This is a genomic window from Candidatus Neomarinimicrobiota bacterium (genome assembly GCA_017656425.1).
In the GTDB taxonomy this organism is placed as follows: Bacteria; Fidelibacterota; UBA2242; order UBA2242; family B5-G15; genus JACDNV01.
In genome coordinates, this window is the sequence record JACDNV010000007.1 from 1 (window position 1) to 17,857 (window position 17,857).

At 31.9% G+C, this 17,857-nt stretch carries 18 protein-coding genes; 1 reads left to right on the forward strand and 17 read right to left on the reverse strand.

Features of this window, described 5'->3' with window-relative positions; genetic code table 11:
• Nucleotides 1-178: 178 nt before the first annotated feature.
• From H0Z29_06000 to H0Z29_06065, 14 genes are all read right to left on the reverse strand, one after another.
• A complete protein-coding gene (locus tag H0Z29_06000) occupies nucleotides 179-922 on the reverse strand; it encodes a class I SAM-dependent methyltransferase (protein ID MBO8131055.1) in 744 nt (247 codons plus the stop codon).
• Nucleotides 923-1,240: 318 nt separating this feature from the next.
• Nucleotides 1,241-2,323 (reverse strand): nucleotidyltransferase family protein, encoded by a 1,083-nt coding sequence (locus H0Z29_06005; GenBank protein ID MBO8131056.1) that lies wholly within the window; start codon nucleotides 2,321-2,323, stop codon nucleotides 1,241-1,243.
• Nucleotides 2,320-3,444, reverse strand: a complete 1,125-nt coding sequence (locus H0Z29_06010) for a hypothetical protein (protein ID MBO8131057.1) — start codon at nucleotides 3,442-3,444, stop codon at nucleotides 2,320-2,322. Before H0Z29_06010 ends, H0Z29_06005 begins: the two co-directional genes overlap by 4 nt.
• Before the next feature lie 5 nt (nucleotides 3,445-3,449).
• Entirely contained in the window at nucleotides 3,450-4,277 is an 828-nt protein-coding gene (locus H0Z29_06015) for a hypothetical protein (protein ID MBO8131058.1), read from the reverse strand.
• Complete coding sequence (locus H0Z29_06020; protein ID MBO8131059.1) at nucleotides 4,274-4,561, reverse strand: PqqD family peptide modification chaperone; 288 nt, start codon at nucleotides 4,559-4,561, stop codon at nucleotides 4,274-4,276. The genes H0Z29_06015 and H0Z29_06020 overlap by 4 nt, the downstream gene beginning before the upstream one ends.
• 1 nt (nucleotide 4,562) lies before the next feature.
• Nucleotides 4,563-5,999, reverse strand: coding sequence for an O-antigen ligase family protein (locus H0Z29_06025; protein MBO8131060.1), 1,437 nt, complete (start codon nucleotides 5,997-5,999; stop codon nucleotides 4,563-4,565).
• 1 nt (nucleotide 6,000) lies between these two features.
• Nucleotides 6,001-6,279 (reverse strand): hypothetical protein, encoded by a 279-nt coding sequence (locus H0Z29_06030; GenBank protein MBO8131061.1) that lies wholly within the window; start codon nucleotides 6,277-6,279, stop codon nucleotides 6,001-6,003.
• 26 nt (nucleotides 6,280-6,305) lie between these two features.
• Entirely contained in the window at nucleotides 6,306-9,386 is a 3,081-nt protein-coding gene (locus H0Z29_06035; protein ID MBO8131062.1) for a polysaccharide biosynthesis tyrosine autokinase, read from the reverse strand.
• 11 nt (nucleotides 9,387-9,397) lie between these two features.
• Nucleotides 9,398-10,624 carry a polysaccharide biosynthesis/export family protein gene (locus tag H0Z29_06040; GenBank protein ID MBO8131063.1) on the reverse strand — a complete coding sequence of 409 codons (1,227 nt, stop codon included), beginning with the start codon at nucleotides 10,622-10,624 and terminating at the stop codon, nucleotides 9,398-9,400.
• 18 nt (nucleotides 10,625-10,642) lie between these two features.
• Nucleotides 10,643-11,005 (reverse strand): response regulator, encoded by a 363-nt coding sequence (locus H0Z29_06045; protein ID MBO8131064.1) that lies wholly within the window; start codon nucleotides 11,003-11,005, stop codon nucleotides 10,643-10,645.
• A 72-nt stretch (nucleotides 11,006-11,077) separates the two neighbouring features.
• Entirely contained in the window at nucleotides 11,078-12,244 is a 1,167-nt protein-coding gene (locus H0Z29_06050; GenBank protein ID MBO8131065.1) for a radical SAM protein, read from the reverse strand.
• Nucleotides 12,245-12,252: 8 nt separating this feature from the next.
• The gene (locus H0Z29_06055) at nucleotides 12,253-13,014 is read right to left on the reverse strand and encodes a cyclic nucleotide-binding domain-containing protein (protein ID MBO8131066.1); all 762 of its coding nucleotides are present in this window, start codon (nucleotides 13,012-13,014) and stop codon (nucleotides 12,253-12,255) included.
• A 713-nt stretch (nucleotides 13,015-13,727) separates the two neighbouring features.
• A complete protein-coding gene (locus H0Z29_06060) occupies nucleotides 13,728-14,153 on the reverse strand; it encodes a tRNA-dihydrouridine synthase family protein (GenBank protein MBO8131067.1) in 426 nt (141 codons plus the stop codon).
• Complete coding sequence (locus H0Z29_06065; protein ID MBO8131068.1) at nucleotides 14,150-14,323, reverse strand: hypothetical protein; 174 nt, start codon at nucleotides 14,321-14,323, stop codon at nucleotides 14,150-14,152. The genes H0Z29_06060 and H0Z29_06065 overlap by 4 nt, the downstream gene beginning before the upstream one ends.
• Nucleotides 14,324-14,421: 98 nt before the next feature.
• On the opposite strand from H0Z29_06065, the gene H0Z29_06070 reads away from it, so the two are divergent.
• Nucleotides 14,422-14,613 carry a 50S ribosomal protein L28 gene (locus tag H0Z29_06070; protein MBO8131069.1) on the forward strand — a complete coding sequence of 64 codons (192 nt, stop codon included), beginning with the start codon at nucleotides 14,422-14,424 and terminating at the stop codon, nucleotides 14,611-14,613.
• A gap of 51 nt (nucleotides 14,614-14,664) precedes the next feature.
• Here H0Z29_06070 and ftsZ read toward each other — a convergent pair whose 3' ends face one another.
• From ftsZ to H0Z29_06085, 3 genes are read right to left on the reverse strand one after another with little or no spacing between them, the layout of a single operon-like run.
• Nucleotides 14,665-15,828: a cell division protein FtsZ gene (gene ftsZ / locus H0Z29_06075; protein MBO8131070.1), complete on the reverse strand. Its 1,164-nt coding sequence runs from the start codon at nucleotides 15,826-15,828 to the stop codon at nucleotides 14,665-14,667.
• A 21-nt stretch (nucleotides 15,829-15,849) separates the two neighbouring features.
• Entirely contained in the window at nucleotides 15,850-17,088 is a 1,239-nt protein-coding gene (gene ftsA / locus H0Z29_06080; GenBank protein MBO8131071.1) for a cell division protein FtsA, read from the reverse strand.
• A 7-nt stretch (nucleotides 17,089-17,095) separates the two neighbouring features.
• On the reverse strand, nucleotides 17,096-17,857 hold the full coding sequence (locus H0Z29_06085) for an FtsQ-type POTRA domain-containing protein (GenBank protein ID MBO8131072.1): 762 nt from the start codon (nucleotides 17,855-17,857) through the stop codon (nucleotides 17,096-17,098).

A 17,857-nucleotide genomic window follows, 5' to 3' on the forward strand; every position in this document is an offset into this window, starting at 1 on the left:
CCTTCAGCGACTACGTTAATACAAGACGTTAAGCGCAAAGCCTCAATGCAGAATGCAAAATGCAAATTGAAAAATGCAAAATCGCCTTTTGTCAGATTTGGCTTTTGTATTCAAAATGTAGACAGAAATAAATTTGACTTTTGCACTTTGCAATCTTCATTTTGCAATTGCCGTAAGGCTATCTTGCCCTTCGGGAAATCGCCTTCGGCGACTTCGTGAATACAAGACGTTTATTACGACTTTTCATTTTTTCAATATTATATTTTTTAGCTATAACTATGAATTGTTGCGAGAAGAATGTTTTAAATAATTTAGTTAGTGAATAAGTGAAAAGATCATAACCAGGGATTTTAGATAGCAATCTACCTATTAGAGCATTGTATAATGTTAGTAAATGAAGTCCAGGAGTTACATCTATTTCGATTATTTTTAATCCTGCATTATTGAATATTTGCTTTATTGTTTTAAGTGTAAAAAATCTCAAATGGTATTTTGATAATATACCGTTTTTCTGATAATCAAACCTGCCAAATAATAAATTTAATCGTATAGCCCAGTTAGCTACATTTGGCATTGAGGCGACAATTCGTCCTTCGTTTTTTAAATAAAGGACGAATTTCTTTAATGTTTTTTCTGGATTTTTTAAATGTTCAAGGATATCTCCAAATAAGATGACATCGAAATAGTTAACTGGAAAGGGGAGAGTATCTAATGTTTCGACATCCCCAACTATAACTTTGCTACAATAACGTTTTGCGAATTCAGCATCGTTTTTGTTGATTTCTATACCAGTTACATCGCAGTTTTTCTCGCACAACAATTTTGCAACATGACCTTTGGAACAACCTACATCTAATACCAGGCTATTATCAGGAATATGGTAAACAACTCTTCCCCATGCATCATATTTATTTAGGCTCATCTAATCCTCATTAGATTTTATTTTAAATTTAAAGGTTTGCAGAAGCTATATTTCCTTTATTAAAATAAAAATATATTTCTACAGCTCCGCTTTTGTCAGTCACAGCTGCTAACATCAAATCATTTAATCTTTAATTTGCAAAGAATTTATCCCTATTTCAACTTAATTATAGAAGAGAGTTGTTTTGTCTTTAATCCCTGATGTAAAAACCCAGATTCGTAATTGCATTTTGTAAAACAGGTATTAATAGGTGTCAAGATAAAATTTATGTTCATTGAAAAATGGCGCTTAATTATTTACATAAAGATCGAAATAGTTCTATAGTTTTTTCTGGTAGTAAAATTCAGCCAATATTGATGACAAGATTGCCTTGATAAGATGAAAAAATCTCGATGCTAAATTATTATAATCGCATTTTATTTCGGGATATATGCGATATTGAATAAGTTTATAGAAGTCAGAATTTGATGTTGAATCTGACTTTTTCATTTTAAGAAGAATATTCCTTGCAAATGCATAATATAGAAAAGCTGGGTAAGAAATTTCTGTAAATAATATCGATATGAGTTTCTCTGGTATATTTATATAGTTTATTGAGGGAAGGTTTAATCTTATTTTTTCTTTAAGGAATTTGTAAATAGGTATAAACGTGTGCATCAAATGGAAATTATCTATAATTGAAATCGTGGTAGATAAATTTTCATATTCCAGTGATTTTTTTAGAAGATAATATATATCAATAATGTCAAAAGGATGTATAGGGAGAAAGTCGTTATGATGATAAAAGGTATGATATAGTCTATATACGAGAGATATATTAAAAGAGGGGATAAGAATTTTGAATTTATCAAAATCATAAAAGTTGCAGGATTTTATTAGATATTCAATTATAGAATTTTCGGGAACATTGTTAACAGGGAAGAAATGAAGATCAAAAGTTACCATTCTGTCTTTTGTCTGGATAACTGTTCGATTATAATTTTCTGAAACTATTTGATAATTTTTAAAGATCAATTTAATAATTTTTTCCTTTCTATTTCTTTTGAGCAATAGATCAATGTCTTTTGGAAGGTAACCATCATAGTTATTCCAGTATGGACTAATCAATTGGATACCACCTTTAAAAATTATTAATTCTTCACCCTGCAGAATTTCTAAGAAATTTCTTAATTCAGCTTTAAAATATTTTTTTCTGAGGATATCTAATTCCCTTGAATTCTGTAAAAGTTGGCTTAGAATACCTGAATTTAATTTAATACTTTTCTGCTCAACATGATAGGCGATAAAGGGTAGTATTTCATAGTTTTCAAAGTATTCAAAATTATTTTCTATCTCGATGGGTTTTAAAGCTACAGTTTTACTGGTAATAAGGTTGAAAATGGTTTTTAGGGGATGATTCATAGGGAAGTATTTATTAATTCTATTAGTAGCTTTGTTAATTCTTTTTTATCTTTGATGGATAAATCAGAATCATAGATTTTTCTATATATTTCGTCTACCGATGAGTATCTATCAACACTCTGGATGATATTTAATAAAAACTCCCCTTTTTTATTTAGAGATAATTTATACTCCTTTCCAGTTGGTACGAGAAAGGAGGGGGCTATGAAAGAATTCTTAAATGTATTGAATTCTTGATGTATGTCCTTATAAGTTACTGCCCACTTAAAATTTATTTCGTCAGTTCTGGGTGATTCGTACGATAAAAGAGTCACTGTAACATACTCTCCTTTCTTTACATTCATTGTATGCCTAAAAGGAAAAAACATTTGTCCCCAGCTTGATATTCCTTTAAGAGGTGAATTGGAAAACTTATTGTCAATGGGGAAGATACAATCCCACCATGCTACAATCCCGTGAAGTATTCCATTATGTGTTACAACAATATCTCCTTTAAATTTGAATGTAAATTCTTCATCCGAATTTATGTTTATCTTTTTTATACATTTTTCTTTACTTAGTAATTGTATGTTTTCATCATCGAGGTAGTAGGGCAGGTTAAAGGCTAGTTTTGTTGTATAGCTCCAATCTATCTCATATAAGCGATCCTCTGTACTTCTCATTATATCAAGTTTTTTGTAAAAAGAATTTGCCTGGCAAAGGGCTATTTTTATTTCAAATTGATATGGAATAAAAGATCCATTCTTTTTTAGAAAGCGTTTTTTTGCATCGACTATAACGTTTTTCAATCCAGGATACAAAAAAACTGGTGTATAATCTTCAAAAATAATATAATCAACAGTTTCGGGTAATTCAATTTCTGTTGAGTGCCCTTTCAAAAAGGTTATTCTTTCATACATTCCATTATTTCTGGCGATAGTCTTTGCAACTTCAATCAAATCAGTTTCTTCGATTGCATATGTAGCCTTTGCTCCTGCCATTGCCGAGAAAAATGAATACGTACCTAAAGCAGTTCCAATTTCAGCAATTACAGTGCTATTATTAACAACCTGAAATATTGAATTTCTAAAGGCTTCTATTCTATTGTTTTCACATAATAGTTCTCTGTATTCGTGTATCATTTTATCTATTCTAAATTTTTAAAAAGGGTAGCTTCTTCTTCATCATTAAGAAAAAAGGGATGCTTAAATTTCATAAGGCGGTATTCAGCAAGGGTTAAAAGATCGTTGATAGATTCTAATAGTCGTCTTCTTATATTATAGGGATTATATACTACTTCAATAAAGTTATTGAAAATGTCAACAGCACCTGGTTTTTTTGTTCTTGTTTCATAAAAAGTGTCTATAAAGAAAATTTTTTCAATTGGATAAAATTTTATTTTCGCTATTTTTCCAAAATAGGATGGATCGAGATAAATATATCCAGATACTTTTAAAAGTTTATCGTCAGGTAAATTGAACATTTCAATTATATCATTATTAATTCTTGGCTTTAAAATAATATTTCTCACGACGGGGTATATTCTTTTCTTCTTAAGATCTATCATAACAAATTCGTCACCTGCAAATAGATAATCGTGATTTGCTAAAAATATACTCAGTGTTGTTTTTCCTGATTTTGCCGGTCCAGCAAACAAATGTGCTTTACCATCTTTTATTAGACATGCTGAATGTATAATAAGTTTATCTTTGTTTTTTGTGAGGAATTCGTTGATTATCTTAGTTTCAATATCATAGACAATGTTTGATATTTTTCGGTTTCGGTTAACTACTCTATTGTTTTTTGTGATTACATATTTATCACATTCTTTTTGTATTATGTATTTTGGTTCGTCTTTCTTATTGGTATATCTTGAGTGATACTTAAAAACATATTCCCTTATTAACGGTGCTATTTCATCTTCGATTGCGATGGTTATGTTTGCGTTTGCGATTTTAATATTGATTGTTTTCATTTTTCTTTAAGTTTTACAAGATGATTGTCTATCATTTCCTTAATCGAGTTTTTAACTATGTCAATTATACCGTCATTTATATTGTTAAAATCTTCTTTTAGTGAGTTTATTATGTTTGAAACTGTGTTCTTGCCATCGCATAGAGTCCAGATATAAGCAGCGGTATTGTTCAGAGAAAATATTTTTTCTTCATTAGGGTTATATAAAATTATTCCGTCATCTACTTCCTTTTCTAGTATGTCTTCATTCCTTATTGGCATTGAATCTAAGCTGATACTTTTCATGTTAGACAGTCCCGAGTTTTACCATTTTAATTTCATCTTCAATACTTTTCAATATTCTCTTTTCTTCTTTTTCAATAGTTGGGAACGACTGTACTAATCCGCATAATAACCAATATGGTTCCATAATCCTTACTATAATAAATGTATTTGCACCAATTGAATGAAAGATCATTGCAACAGTGCCAATAATAAAGCCCTGAGCTATGGCTTTAAAAAAAGGTATTTTTGTTTCATCCTTCATTTTTTTTGTTTGTTTTATTATTGAATATAAAAGATAAATAAATGTAGCGAGTCCTACCAGTCCAGTTTCAATCATAACTCTAATAAACTGGGCGTCAAGAAAGCGCCAGCCTGTAATTCCATACCCAAAAAGAGGGTGCTTTTTTATATCCCTGAAAGCCTTTTTCCAGCTTCTTAGGCGTTCAGATGCGGATGGATCAACAACTATTCCGCCTGGTAGCTCTTCTTGAAGACTCCTTGCCCATCCCTGTTGTTCCTTAAACGTGTATTTGATTCGATCTACCACCGTTTGCGGTAGAATATATGGTGCAAGAAAGATAAATGCCACGGTAAAAGCAAGCACTATGTACCTTCTTTTGCTGATTATAATATAGCTAATAATTACTGGAACCGTTGCAAGCCATGATCCTCTTGAGTTAGTAAGTAATAATGGTACTATTGATAATAAGGTAACAAAACTCAATAATTTTCTTAATATGGGTCTTGGATAAGACTTTGGAGGTAAATTTAATATAAGACTCATATTTAGAGACATTAAAAGGAGAATATATCCTCCTAGTGTATTAGGTTCACCTTCCTGACCTTCAAATGGTGCCGTAAGTCTTTGACCTGTGGGTATTTGTGACAACGCGATTAAAATTACCAGTAAAAAAGTTATCTGCATGGAGATAATAAATCGTTCTACCTGTTTTTTAGAGTGAACCTGATTAGCCACCATGAAATAAATCATGAAATACTCAATATATTTAAGGATGAAAAATGCACCCCTTAGCGGATTAACTCTACCTGCTAATACACCGAGGGCAGTTGCGATGAAACATGCTATCAAGTAGTAAGATATTGGGACATTAAGGGGAGTTTTTCGAAAAATCCCAAGTTCCTTATAGATTGCCATTTTGGCTAACCATGTAAATATTATTACTGATAATATTATATCGTCGATTCTAATTGTAATTCCTTCTCCCCTTGTGGTTCTTGCTCCAAGTTCAGGAGATAGTAGCATTGAGAATATCAGGATGTATATTGCAAAGTCAGTATTTATAAAAGTGAATATTAATATACCCCCTCCAATTGCAGCTACAATAGCAAAAACAGGATCGATTTTAATAAGAAGATAGGCAATAAGAAGAGTAATTGGAATAGTTAATATTATTACTATTTTATTTATTTGATTTTCCTGTAAAATAGTATTGCGCATTCTATAGACTGTCAGTTTTGCTATTGTACAAAATAGTTTTATATTCTTTATCCCAGTCTGGATTTAATTTTTTTCTATAGGTTTCTTCATATTGCTTTTGTAATGCAGTTTCTTTTTTTACTGCTGAACCATCGTAATTAATGTTTTTACCATTGCTCATTCTATTATAGGCATATTCCATGATATTTGGAAGTTTTGTCGTAGTTATACTCAATAGAAAACCTATTGGAATTGCAATGGTAACAGTAAAAATAATAGTCTTCTTTTCATAATAGGTCATTCTTCTCTTATGTTTCCTTTTTGTAATCATTTTGCTTGGTTAATTATAGAATTTAATTGTGAAAATAGAAAGTTTTCTGCCATTTCAGTATTTTTAAATCTTCCAAGATATAATCTATATCCTTTAATTTCTCCAGAATTATTATAGATTTTTTTAATATTGGCAAATTCATCATATTTCAAATTCTGAAGTTTCCCTTTTGCTTTTGATAGGGATTTATATTCGCCGATAAAGATTGTATAGCCTAGATTTAATGGAATAAATTTACCCATTATACCGTGAAACATTAATGTTGGTGCCGCTGATTTTGCCTCTTCTGGTGTTGAGAAGTTACCAAAGCATACCAGAAATTTGTTAAAACCGGAAATTTGAAAATTTGGAATAATAACTGCATCTATTCCAATATTTGATAGCTCGTTTTTATAATTTATGGCTTCCTCTTCATCTGAAAATGATTTAATTAGCAGGGTAAATGGTCTATTTAATTTTATGATTTTACTCTTGAAACTTTGTAATTTGTTTATTTGTAAGTTATCCTCGTTAATGTATTCTATTCTGTAGGGTTTCGTGACTGTTTGTTGCAAGGCTGTGATTGTCTGCTGTGAGATTTGTCCTTTCTTATCAATTTGCTCCGTGTGTATAATTTCTTGCTCTTTTTTTGTCTGGCTTGCCGGCTGACTTATTGGGGGGATTCCGCTCTGAGTTTTAACAGTTAAAGAAGTGTCTTTACTTACAAGGTTCGGAGGCAGTGCCTTTTGACTTTCTGTTTTTTTAATCAAATTTATTAACATAGAGCCCATTAATATAAGTGATATTAATACTACACTCAATCCCATGATTTTTAGTTTTCGTAGCCTTTTAAGGAAAGTATCGGAAGGGCTAGTTGGTGGCTTAAGAAATTGCCTTTTAAGGAAAGCAACGATTTTATTTTTTTGCTCTTCCTCTTCACTTCCGTATGTATAGTAATATTCATAGGAATACTTATATGTATAGTAATCAGCACTTACATCTGCTCTCATACCGTTTATAACAACTCCCATGACGTCTGACTTTAACATATCAAGTTGTGATTTTGCTCTTCTGAGTGTACCTCTTGATACTTTTCCCTGATAGTAGGCGATTATTGTGGTGTCAACTTTAGTACTCAGTATAGTGGCATCTGTCGCTTGCATAATTGGTGATGTGTCAAGAATTATTATGTCATATTTGTTTTTGAGATTTTCTATAAGTTCATCTATAAATCTTGAGGCAAGTATCTCAGAGGGATTTCTTTCTGATTTCCCTGCGGGGAGAATATTTAAGTACTCTATTCCAGGGATAGATTCGTCGCTTAGAATTTCAGTTGCCATAGTTCCTGTTATCAAATCCGACATTGTTCTTATGGTTTCATCGGGTTCTGCTCTTTTTAAGATTATATCTGTGAGTCCTGGTTCTCTATCAATACCAAAGATTTTTGAGATTTTTGGTCTTCTAAGATCTGCCTCAATTAAAAGTGTGTTTAATCCAATCTGAGCCATCGATACAGCCAGATTAACTGCAATGGTTGTTTTTCCTTCTGCTGCGACAGAACTTGTAATAGAAATTGTTTTATAACCCTTGTCCATTAATCCGAAGTGAATGTTAGTTCTTAAAGATCTAAAAGCTTCAGCCATTGTGCTTTTTGGATTAAAATGCGAGACGACACGCGCTTGCATTTCCAGAATGTCCTGAGTAATAGGGGTAGTTATTTTAGATTCAAGAGATTTTATATGTTCTTCCATATCAACATGAGGAATAACTCCGAGAACTGTTGTGTCAAGTGTTTTCTCGATTTCATCAATAGTAGAAAAGGTGGTATCCAGGGTTTCTGCAACAAAAGCCAGAATAACGCCAAGAATAAGACCAAGAACAATACCAACTGCAGTTGTAGGACCTACATTCGATGGATTGATTGGAGAAGTAGGGAGGAAAGCAGGTCTTAAAAGATAAACCTCCTGGACCATTTCGGATTTCCGAATTAAAGCATCTTGATATTTTAATTGAAGTTCTTCATATATTTTTGTGTTTACGCTTAATTCCCTTTCTAGGTCAGCAAGTGTTAAGGCATATAATGGGAGATTTCTATATTCTTCGTCCAAATTTTTCCATTTTTCATATAATATCTGTTCGTTATTCAACAATGATTTTCTATAAGCTTTTAATTCTTCTACGAATCTATTTTTTAAACTTGAAATCTGGGATTTTATATTTTTAATGATTGGGTGCTCTTCAGTGTAATAATTTGAATATTGTTGGAGACGATCTTGCAGATTACTTAGCCGGGCTTGAAGAGAGTTTAGTAGTGGTGTAGGATTATTTAACATGACTTTTACTGAAGTGTAATATAAATAATCAGGATTTGAGTTTATTTCAGCAATAAGATTGTCTATCTGTTTAATATCATTTCTTATTGCATCTAAATCTGCTTCAACTTTTGTTAGCTCAGCCAGTAGCCTTGAAGAACTATTATCAAGAGTAATAAATCTATGTTTAGATCTATATTCTCTGACCTTTCGCTCTGTTTCTTCCATTGCTCTTTTAGCATTGTCAAGTTGGGTTTTTATTGTTTCCAATGCTTGAGTAATCTGTTTATTTCTTTCTTTGAAACTCTCTTTAACATAGACTTTTGCAAGTGCATTAGCAAGATCTCTTGCTTCATATGGGTTGGGGCTTTTTACAAGAATATTTATTATATTGGTATAACCTTCTTGCTCTGTTTTTACTTTCCCTTTAAGTCTTAAAATAATAGAAAACAGTTTTGGATTATTGCGAATTTCGTCCGATGTTAAATTTGAATCAATTAAGCCCATAGCTTGAGCTGCTTTCTCAATTATCGGATAGCTTTTTATTTCTTCTGCCCTTGTAGCAAGGTCGTCGCCGCCACTCCAATAGTAGTTATATAGTCCGGCTAAAGAAGTTATTTTCTCTATTTTTAAGCTTGCTACAGCTTGATAAATTGGTTCAGGTCTATTCATTAAGGCGAAGATAAAACTAAACATTCCCAACAATATTACCGTTGTAATTACAATAATGCGTTTCTTTTTTATTATTCGCCAATAATCTCTTAAACTTAATTCATATTGTGGCATAATTTACTCATTTAAATCTTACCTTTTAAAATTAAATAAGTTATTGTCGACGCATAAATAAGATTTATGATTGTTCTAAGTGGGTCAATCTTTTCTGCAAATTGATATAGAAAACTCTGTTTTCTGCTGGGTACTATAATTCTATCGCCATTTTCAATTAAAACATTTCTTCTATCATCTCTTTTGTATAGATAATCGTGCATATTAAAATGTATTATTTTACCATTAGCCCTTGTAATAGTTATTTTTTTATAATCTGCATCGCTAGTCAAACCTCCTATTTGTGCTAAAAATTCAGCAACCCTAACATTTCCTCTTATAGGATAGACGCCAGGTCGGTTTACTGCTCCAAAAACAAATACATTTCTGGAGCTTATCTCCTTGACATTTATATTGACATAGGGGTTTGAATAGTAGTTTTTTGCTATTTCTCTAATTTTGTCTTCTGCTTTTTTTATGGTAAGTCCACCAATTTTAACTGCTCCTAATAGATTATGGTAAATGTTTCCATTTTCATCTATTGTGTAAATATCGGGTGTTTCACTTGATTTCCCACTTAACTCTGCTTCTGATAAAGTTAGCTCTATTACGTTTCCGTATTTTAGAATATAATTTTTTGTCCCAGTTTTAAATAATTCCTCTGGCGAAACCCTTGGTACAATTATTTTATCACCTTCCTGTAATATTACATTCTGCGATTGGTCGTTTGAAAAAATGTATTTATCCATATTAAAAAAGAGTGTAGAACCATCTCTTCTACTAATTATAATTTTTGTAATGTCAGCGTCGGGAGTAGTTCCCCCTTTCTGGATAATAAATTCTGCCACTCTAGTATCCGGGGTTATAGAATATACGCCTGGGTTGTATACCTCTCCGTATAACAGTACACTTATCTTTCTTTTCTGATATATTGATAGCCTTACTTTAGGGTCATTAAAGTATTTGCTGAACTTATCCCGTAAAAGAATCGTCAATTCTGGCGATGTATATCCTGATACTTTTATATATCCAATTAATTCATGCAGAATATAGCCATCGGAGTTTACAGTGTAAATATTGGACCTTTCGATTGGTGAACCATCACGTCCTATATCAACGTAAAGTATTTCAAGCTTATCACCTGGATGAATAGGATAATTTTCATCGTTGATTGCATAATCAACACTATTCTGAGAAAATAATAGCATATTAATACTTAAATTTAGTATTAGAATAATAAAATATTCTTTGGATTTCATGCCTGCCTACAATTTATATCATTTGTATATAAGTTTTGCAAGTATACTGGTTTCCAGATATTCAAGATCAATTGGTTTTACTACATAATCTGAAGCACCCATTTCCATTGCCTTTAAAGCTGTTTTTTTGTCTATTACACCGGTAACCATAATAACGTCAATTTTCGAGTTTAACTCTTTTACTTTTTTTAAAACATCAATACCGCTGGCATCTGGGAGTCTTATGTCAAGCAGTATTATGTCCGGTTGAAAAGAAGTAATCTTTTCATATGTTTCACTTGCCGATTGTGCAGAATCTACCTGATATCCTCTTTCTTTAAGGAACTCCTTTAGTAATTCGATAATTTCTAACTCATCATCTACTACAAGTATTTTTTTCATTTTTTAATAACCTCGCTCTTTTAATTTAATGATAAAAAAGTGGTTAGTCAATTAACTAACAAATACATACCTCTAATATCGGAAGAATTCTGTGCAACCTTTAGAACATACAGGGAATTTTTTTACTTTTTTAATATATGCACGGTATTCGGTATATTTTTTTGAGTTCCAGATTTTACGAAAGCTATTATGCCTAATATTGCCGATTGTATAATTCATTGTATGGTATGGCCTGATGCTACCATCGGGAAAAATATATGCAGTCATCCAGAGACTCATACATCTGTTTTTGTATGTCTTAGATATAAACTCTCCGCCTGAGTACCAATCTCTTATTTCTTCTATTGATAGATTAGGAAAGAAAGAGACGCCAATGTTATATTTCTTTTGTTTTATTGTTTCAATTTGGCTTATTAAATATTCAGCATCAATAGCTACTGGATTTCCGTAGGCAAATCCAATCCAATCAGTAGGCTTCTGTCCAAATTTTTTTTCAAAAAAATTTATAAAATTAATAACCGTGTGTTTTTTTAAGAAAAGTAGGTGATGAAATGTTATCATTTTTGTGCCGATTGACTCTGCTACTTTAATTATTTCTTCAAGATTTTTATAGTTTAATTCATTTATCGTAGTGTTTATGTTTACGACTGGTTTTTTTTTGCCGTACTTCTTCTTTAGATTGTTAAGATATTTAAATCCCTCGATCGTTTTTTTGAAAGTTCCTGGCACTCTTCTGATTTTATCATGTATTTCCTCGGGACCATCAAGAGAAAATATTATTTCATCTATTCCAGAGTTTACGATATCAACGGCATATTTTTTTATAAGTGTGCCATTTGTCACTATATTACACCTTAATCCGTTTCCTTTTATGATTTTTACTATTTCAATCCAGTCAGGATGAAGCATCGGTTCGCCACCAAATAAAGTGAAATTGGTTTTATGCATTTTTACATCTTTTACAGTTCTTTCTACATCCTCTTTTGTTAGAATAAGCTTTAAGACGCTTTTTGAAAAATTTTTAAATGCTCCATCCTCTCCCCACTGCCCACACATGAAACATCTCAGATTACATTTAAAAGTAAGAAAAAGTGATATAGTTTCTGGGTAGTAGCTTTTTCCGTTGGATAAATGATAAAATCCAACTCCCATTAGTCTGTGAAAGAGGTTTATTAAAGCATATTCTGGTTGTGCTAAGGCTTTTTTAATTGCCCTTAAGAGATTTTTTCTTGGTACCATTATTTAGTTCAAATAGTTATTTTAAATTTAAATGGTGAACGGATGCTGCCCAATGTTATTATGTTTTCACCCTCTTTTAGATCTGTTTTATAAATATTTGTTTCGCCCCCAATTTTTTTATCATTTACAATTGTGCCAAGACTACTACCTCTATCAAGAACATAGAATATTCCATTGAGATAATTAATGGACATGTGGTTTCTTGATACATTGTAGGGTGGTTTATCCTCAATATAAAGGTCATTTTCAATAAATATGTCCTTGCTTCTTAGTCTTGTGTCCCTCCCTATTTTAAACGGGAATTTTTTGATTTCTATCTTTTTATCCCTAAGAGCTTTTTTACTTTCTTCTGTTAATCCTTCTATTGTGATTGTTGGAATATCTTTTTCTGAAATTGATTTTACATCCATCCGTAATTTATCTTCCAGTTCTGCAACAAGCTCATTAGTCTGTCTTAATCTTTCAATTAAGGTTTTCATTATTGGAATTACAAACCTGGATTTGTCTCCAAGAATTCTCGAAAAATCTTCTCTTTTTATTTCGTCCACTATTACTTTTGTCTTTGCTCTTACCGATGCTGTACGGGGACTATCTTCTATCAATCCCAATTCTCCGAAGATATTTTCGGCTTCTATTTCAGCAAGTTTAATTTCTCCACTATTTGTTTTCTTTGTAACCTCTACCACTCCTGATTTTAAAATATAAGCAGTTGAGCTAATTTCTCCTTCCTTGATTATAACGCTACCTGGTTCAAAATATATTTCTTTCATATCAGCCAACCTTGGTTATAATTTAAAATTTTCACAATAATTATCTACAAAAATTTATATTTAATAAATTAATTTAAAAATAATAATCATTTTGATATCTATAAGGATCGCCTAATTATTTGCAATGACTTTAGAATACTAACAGTTTTTTTAAGATTATCTGATCTTGTAATTGCATCTCTTATTTTTGATGTGTTTGGTATCCTTATTAATATATTGGGAAAGGTGCTTTTTCATAATTTTATTAATTAATTCGGGCTCATGATTTTTAGATACGTAAAAATTTATCCGAAGGATTTCTTTGAGATATGAAGATTAAGTATATCTCCATTTCCTATTACAGGGATTTTTGAAACTCTCTTTAACTTTTTTATTATATCTCAGTCAGCAGGTTTAGAATACGGGTCTTTTGCTGTCCTACCATGAATTGTTAAGCGCAAAGGCTCAATGCAGAATGCAGAGTGCAAATTGAAAAATGCAAAATCGCCTTTTGTCAGATTTGGCTTTTGTACTCAAAATGTATACAGAAATAAATTTGACTTTTGCACTTTGCAATCTTCATTTTGCAATTGCCGTAAGGCTATCTTACCCTTCGGTAAATCGCCTTCGGCGACTTCGTTAATACAAGACGTTAAGCGCAAAGGCTCAATGCAGAATGCAGAGTGCAAATTGAAAAATGCAAAATCGCTTTTTGTCAGATTTGGCTTTTGTACTCAAAATGTAGACAGAAATAAATTTGACTTTTGCACATTGCAATCTTCATTTTGCAATTGCCGTAAGGCTATCTTGCCCTTCGGGAAATCCACATCGGTGACTTCGTGAACACAAGACGTTATAGCTTTTATAAATTCTTCTGCAATTATGTTTTTATAATCCCATCCTATTCTTGCTTTTACTGTGACCGAGGCTGGGGCATTCTTGGCTGTCTTATAACAAATTTTGTAGGCTTTTTCTATGTCCTTTAAAAGTGCTGCGCCAGCTCCCTTTTTGAACACCTTTTTTACAGGACAGCCCATATTAATATCTATTATATTAGGCTTATAATTTTCATATAATATTATTGCTGCTTCTGAAATCGTAGTTGGGTCGTTGCCAAAAATTTGTATCCCAAAAGGTCTTTCGCTTTTTGAAAATATCAGATATTTTTCAGACTATTTAGTGTTATGTGTGATCCTAGTTCGGATATAGTAAGCTTTGCACCATATTTTTTGCATATTGCACGGGATGTAAAATCAGTATACTCAGCCATAGGGGCAAGTACAAGGGGTGGTTTTATTTTTATATTACCGATTTTGAGTAAATATTTCATTTTATAATACCAGTAATCCATAAAATTTTAAATATTATATTTGTTTATAAAAGTATTATTTGATAAAATTTGCGTTTGAAAATTGAAGGAGATAAGCAATGTCGAAAGTATGTGAAGTTTGTGGTAAAAAGCCTCTATTTGGAAATAATGTAAGTCATGCCAATAATAAAACTAAGAGAGTATGGAATCCCAATTTGCAGCGCATTAGAGTAAAATTGCCAGATGGTCAGGTCAAGAGGATAAAAATTTGCGCGTCATGCTTGAAGAAGAAAGATATAGTTCGTCCATAGTATTTTATATAGTTTTCTTAAATGCCCTGGAAAAAATCCAGGGCATTTTTTTTATTTATATATCTTCTTTTTAAGAAAGGATGGAATATAATCGCTTTCTGCAATTGGCTTTTCCTGCTCGAACGAAAATGTAAGATTCGTAGGTTTTTCTGTTCTTTTAACGTCAGGCGTTATATCAGACGATATTTCCTTTTGTAATGATGAAATAAATGCTTCTGCGTTCATATCCTCGTTAACCTGTTGAACTTTTTTCATATTTCCATTGAATCCAGTAGCAATAACTGTTACCATAATTTCATCTTTTAGGCTTTCATCTATTACCGCACCAAAAATTATTTCCGCATCCTTTCCTGCCTCTTCAGTTATAATCTGACATGCTTCATTGACTTCAAAAATATTGAGGTTTTCACCGCCAGTTATATTTATCAATATTCCACTGGCACCTTTTATACTTACATCATCAAGCAGTGGGCTAGATATAGCCATTTGGGCAGCGAGAGAGGCTCTTTCTTCACCTTTTGCAACTCCAGTTCCCATTACTGCATCGCCAGCATCTTTCATTATAGTACGGACATCAGCAAAATCTAAGTTGATTATCCCATGTCTGTTGATTAGGTCTGAAATACCACGAGTTGCTTGATGTAGTACACTATCAGCTACCTTAAAGGCTTCTTTAAAGCTTGTATTTCTATCAACTATCGATAAAAGCCTTTGGTTAGGGATTACAATCAAAGTGTCAACATAATTTCTTAATTCCTTAATACCAGATTCAGCTCGTTGCATTCTTCTGGACCCTTCAAACAGAAAGGGCTTTGTAATAATTGCAATTGTCAGTAATCCAATCTCTTTTGCAATCTGTGCAATAATGGGAGATGCTCCGGTACCAGTACCTCCTCCCATACCTGCAGTTATAAAGACCATATCAGAGTCTTTAATGGCATTAGCTACAAGCTGTCTATCCATTTCCATTGCCTGCTTCCCGATGTCTGCAACTGCACCAGCACCAAGTCCTTTTGTTATTTCCTTACCAATTTGAATTTTAATCGAAGCTTTATTATACTCCAGGTCCTGGGCATCTGTATTGACAGCAATGAATTCGACACCAGAGAGATTTTGCTCAATCATTCTGTTTATTGCATTTCCACCTGCTCCACCTACTCCAATTACCTTAATCCTTGCTTTTTGATTTGAAAAGTCATCAATTTCGAATAACATAACTCCCTCCTTTTAAATATTTTAAAGTATTTTTTTTAATAGATTTTCTAGCCATTTAAATTTTCTTTTCTTAAAAGACTTTGTTTGTGTTAGTGATTTTTTACTTAATTCACCAAAGCATCTTAATAATCCTAGACTCGCTGCAAATTCAGGCTTTTTTAGCTCATCGGGCATTTCACTAAATCCATAGGGTAAGCCTGTTCTTGATTTCGTTTCAAAGACCAATTCTGCAAGTTCATCAATTCTTTGAAGATTTGCTGTTCCTCCAGTAATTACCACAGGGAAGGTTCTATAGAAATTTAAATTTGCCTTTCTGCATTCATTTTTTATATCACTGAAGATTTCTTCTACTCTTGGTTCTATATAGGAGGCAAGAGTATACTTTGTTATAGATATTTTTGAACCGTTTATAAGTTCAATTTGTATTTCCTTATCCTTGTGCTTTTCATTTGGGATTGCTGATCCATATTCCTTTTTTAAATTTTCAGCTGTACTCAATGGGATCTGCATCAGATAGGCAATATCGGTAGTAATATTTTTGCCAGCATTATTTATAATACTGGTCTGATAGATTCCACCTGAGTAAAATACCGATAGTTTTGTATTATCACTTCCTATATCAATGAGAATGGCACCTAATTCCATTTCATCTTTATATAATGTTCCATATGCTGAAGCAAGTGAATGGGAAAAGAATTGTGTCACCTTTACTCCTGTATTTTCAATGCTCCTTTTTAAATTGATTGCACTTGTATAGTTATAAGCAATTAAATGAATCCGGGCTTCAAGTCTTCGGCAGGACAGATTTATTGGATTTTTTATTCCCGATTGATTATCAAGAACAAATTCTTGAGGAATAAGGTGTAATATTTTCCAATCAACAGGCAAATCTATCGCCTTTGCGTGTGATATTAATTTGTCTATATCTTCCTCATTTACCGTTTTAAGTAAATCGGAATCAGATGAATGTTCGTCAATTATAACAGCGCTACTTGTGTTTAATCCTTTTATATGATCTCCTGATAAGGTTGCGATACAGAGTTCAGTATGCAGATTTGCCATTTTCTCTGCATTATCAATTGCCGTTGATATACTATCTGTTGCTTCAAAAATATCAATTACCTGGCCATTCTTTATCCCTCTGGAGTTCGCTGTTCCAAAACCCAATATGGTAGGCTCACTCTGTTCGTTGATTTCTGCAATTACAACTTTTATCATTTGACTTCCTGCATCAACTGCCATTATGATATTGTCGTACATTCGTCTTTTAACCTCTGGTCCTTTTTTCTCTAACTATAATTTGTTTCTTCCATCTAAGATCAATGTAACGAAAGCTAGAGTAGATATTTTTAATACCTGCTTTTTGCTGAAAGTTTGATAATACTTTTAGTTTATAATCCCAGTTACCTTTCCCAAGATATATTGGAACGCCTTGATCTATTGTTATTAATTTAAATTCTTTATCTTCAATTACAAGTTCTGATAAGTGTTTGTAAATTGATGGATAATTATATTTTGCATTTTTTATAAGTTGTATAGCTTCTACTAAATCTTTATTCTCAATCATTTGTAAAAGTCTGATTTTTAGTTTTTTATCTGAATTGTAGCTAATTATTGGAATATTTAAATGTATTTTTGCTTTCGGTAGTGGTAGAAGTGTAAGGTCTTCATCTACCACGTATAATCTGTCAAGTTTCAGGAAACTTAACGGTTCCCTTTCTTCAATCCTTATAAGTATTGTTGAAGGGAAGATTTTTGAAACGGAAGCGACCTTGACATATGGTAGATCTGATAGCGATTTCTGAAGTGAATCAGTATGAATTAAAAATATATCTTGTGATATATATTTTTTTGATATTTTTAGTATATCTTCTTTTAATGTGATGTGATTTCCTGTTATATATATGTTTTTAATATTAAAAATTTCCAAGTATTTGCACCAGTATAAAGAAAGATAGATAATACTTGTAAAAATAGCTATGAATAGTAGAATTTTTATAGTCGTTATAATTGATTGTAGTACATTCAT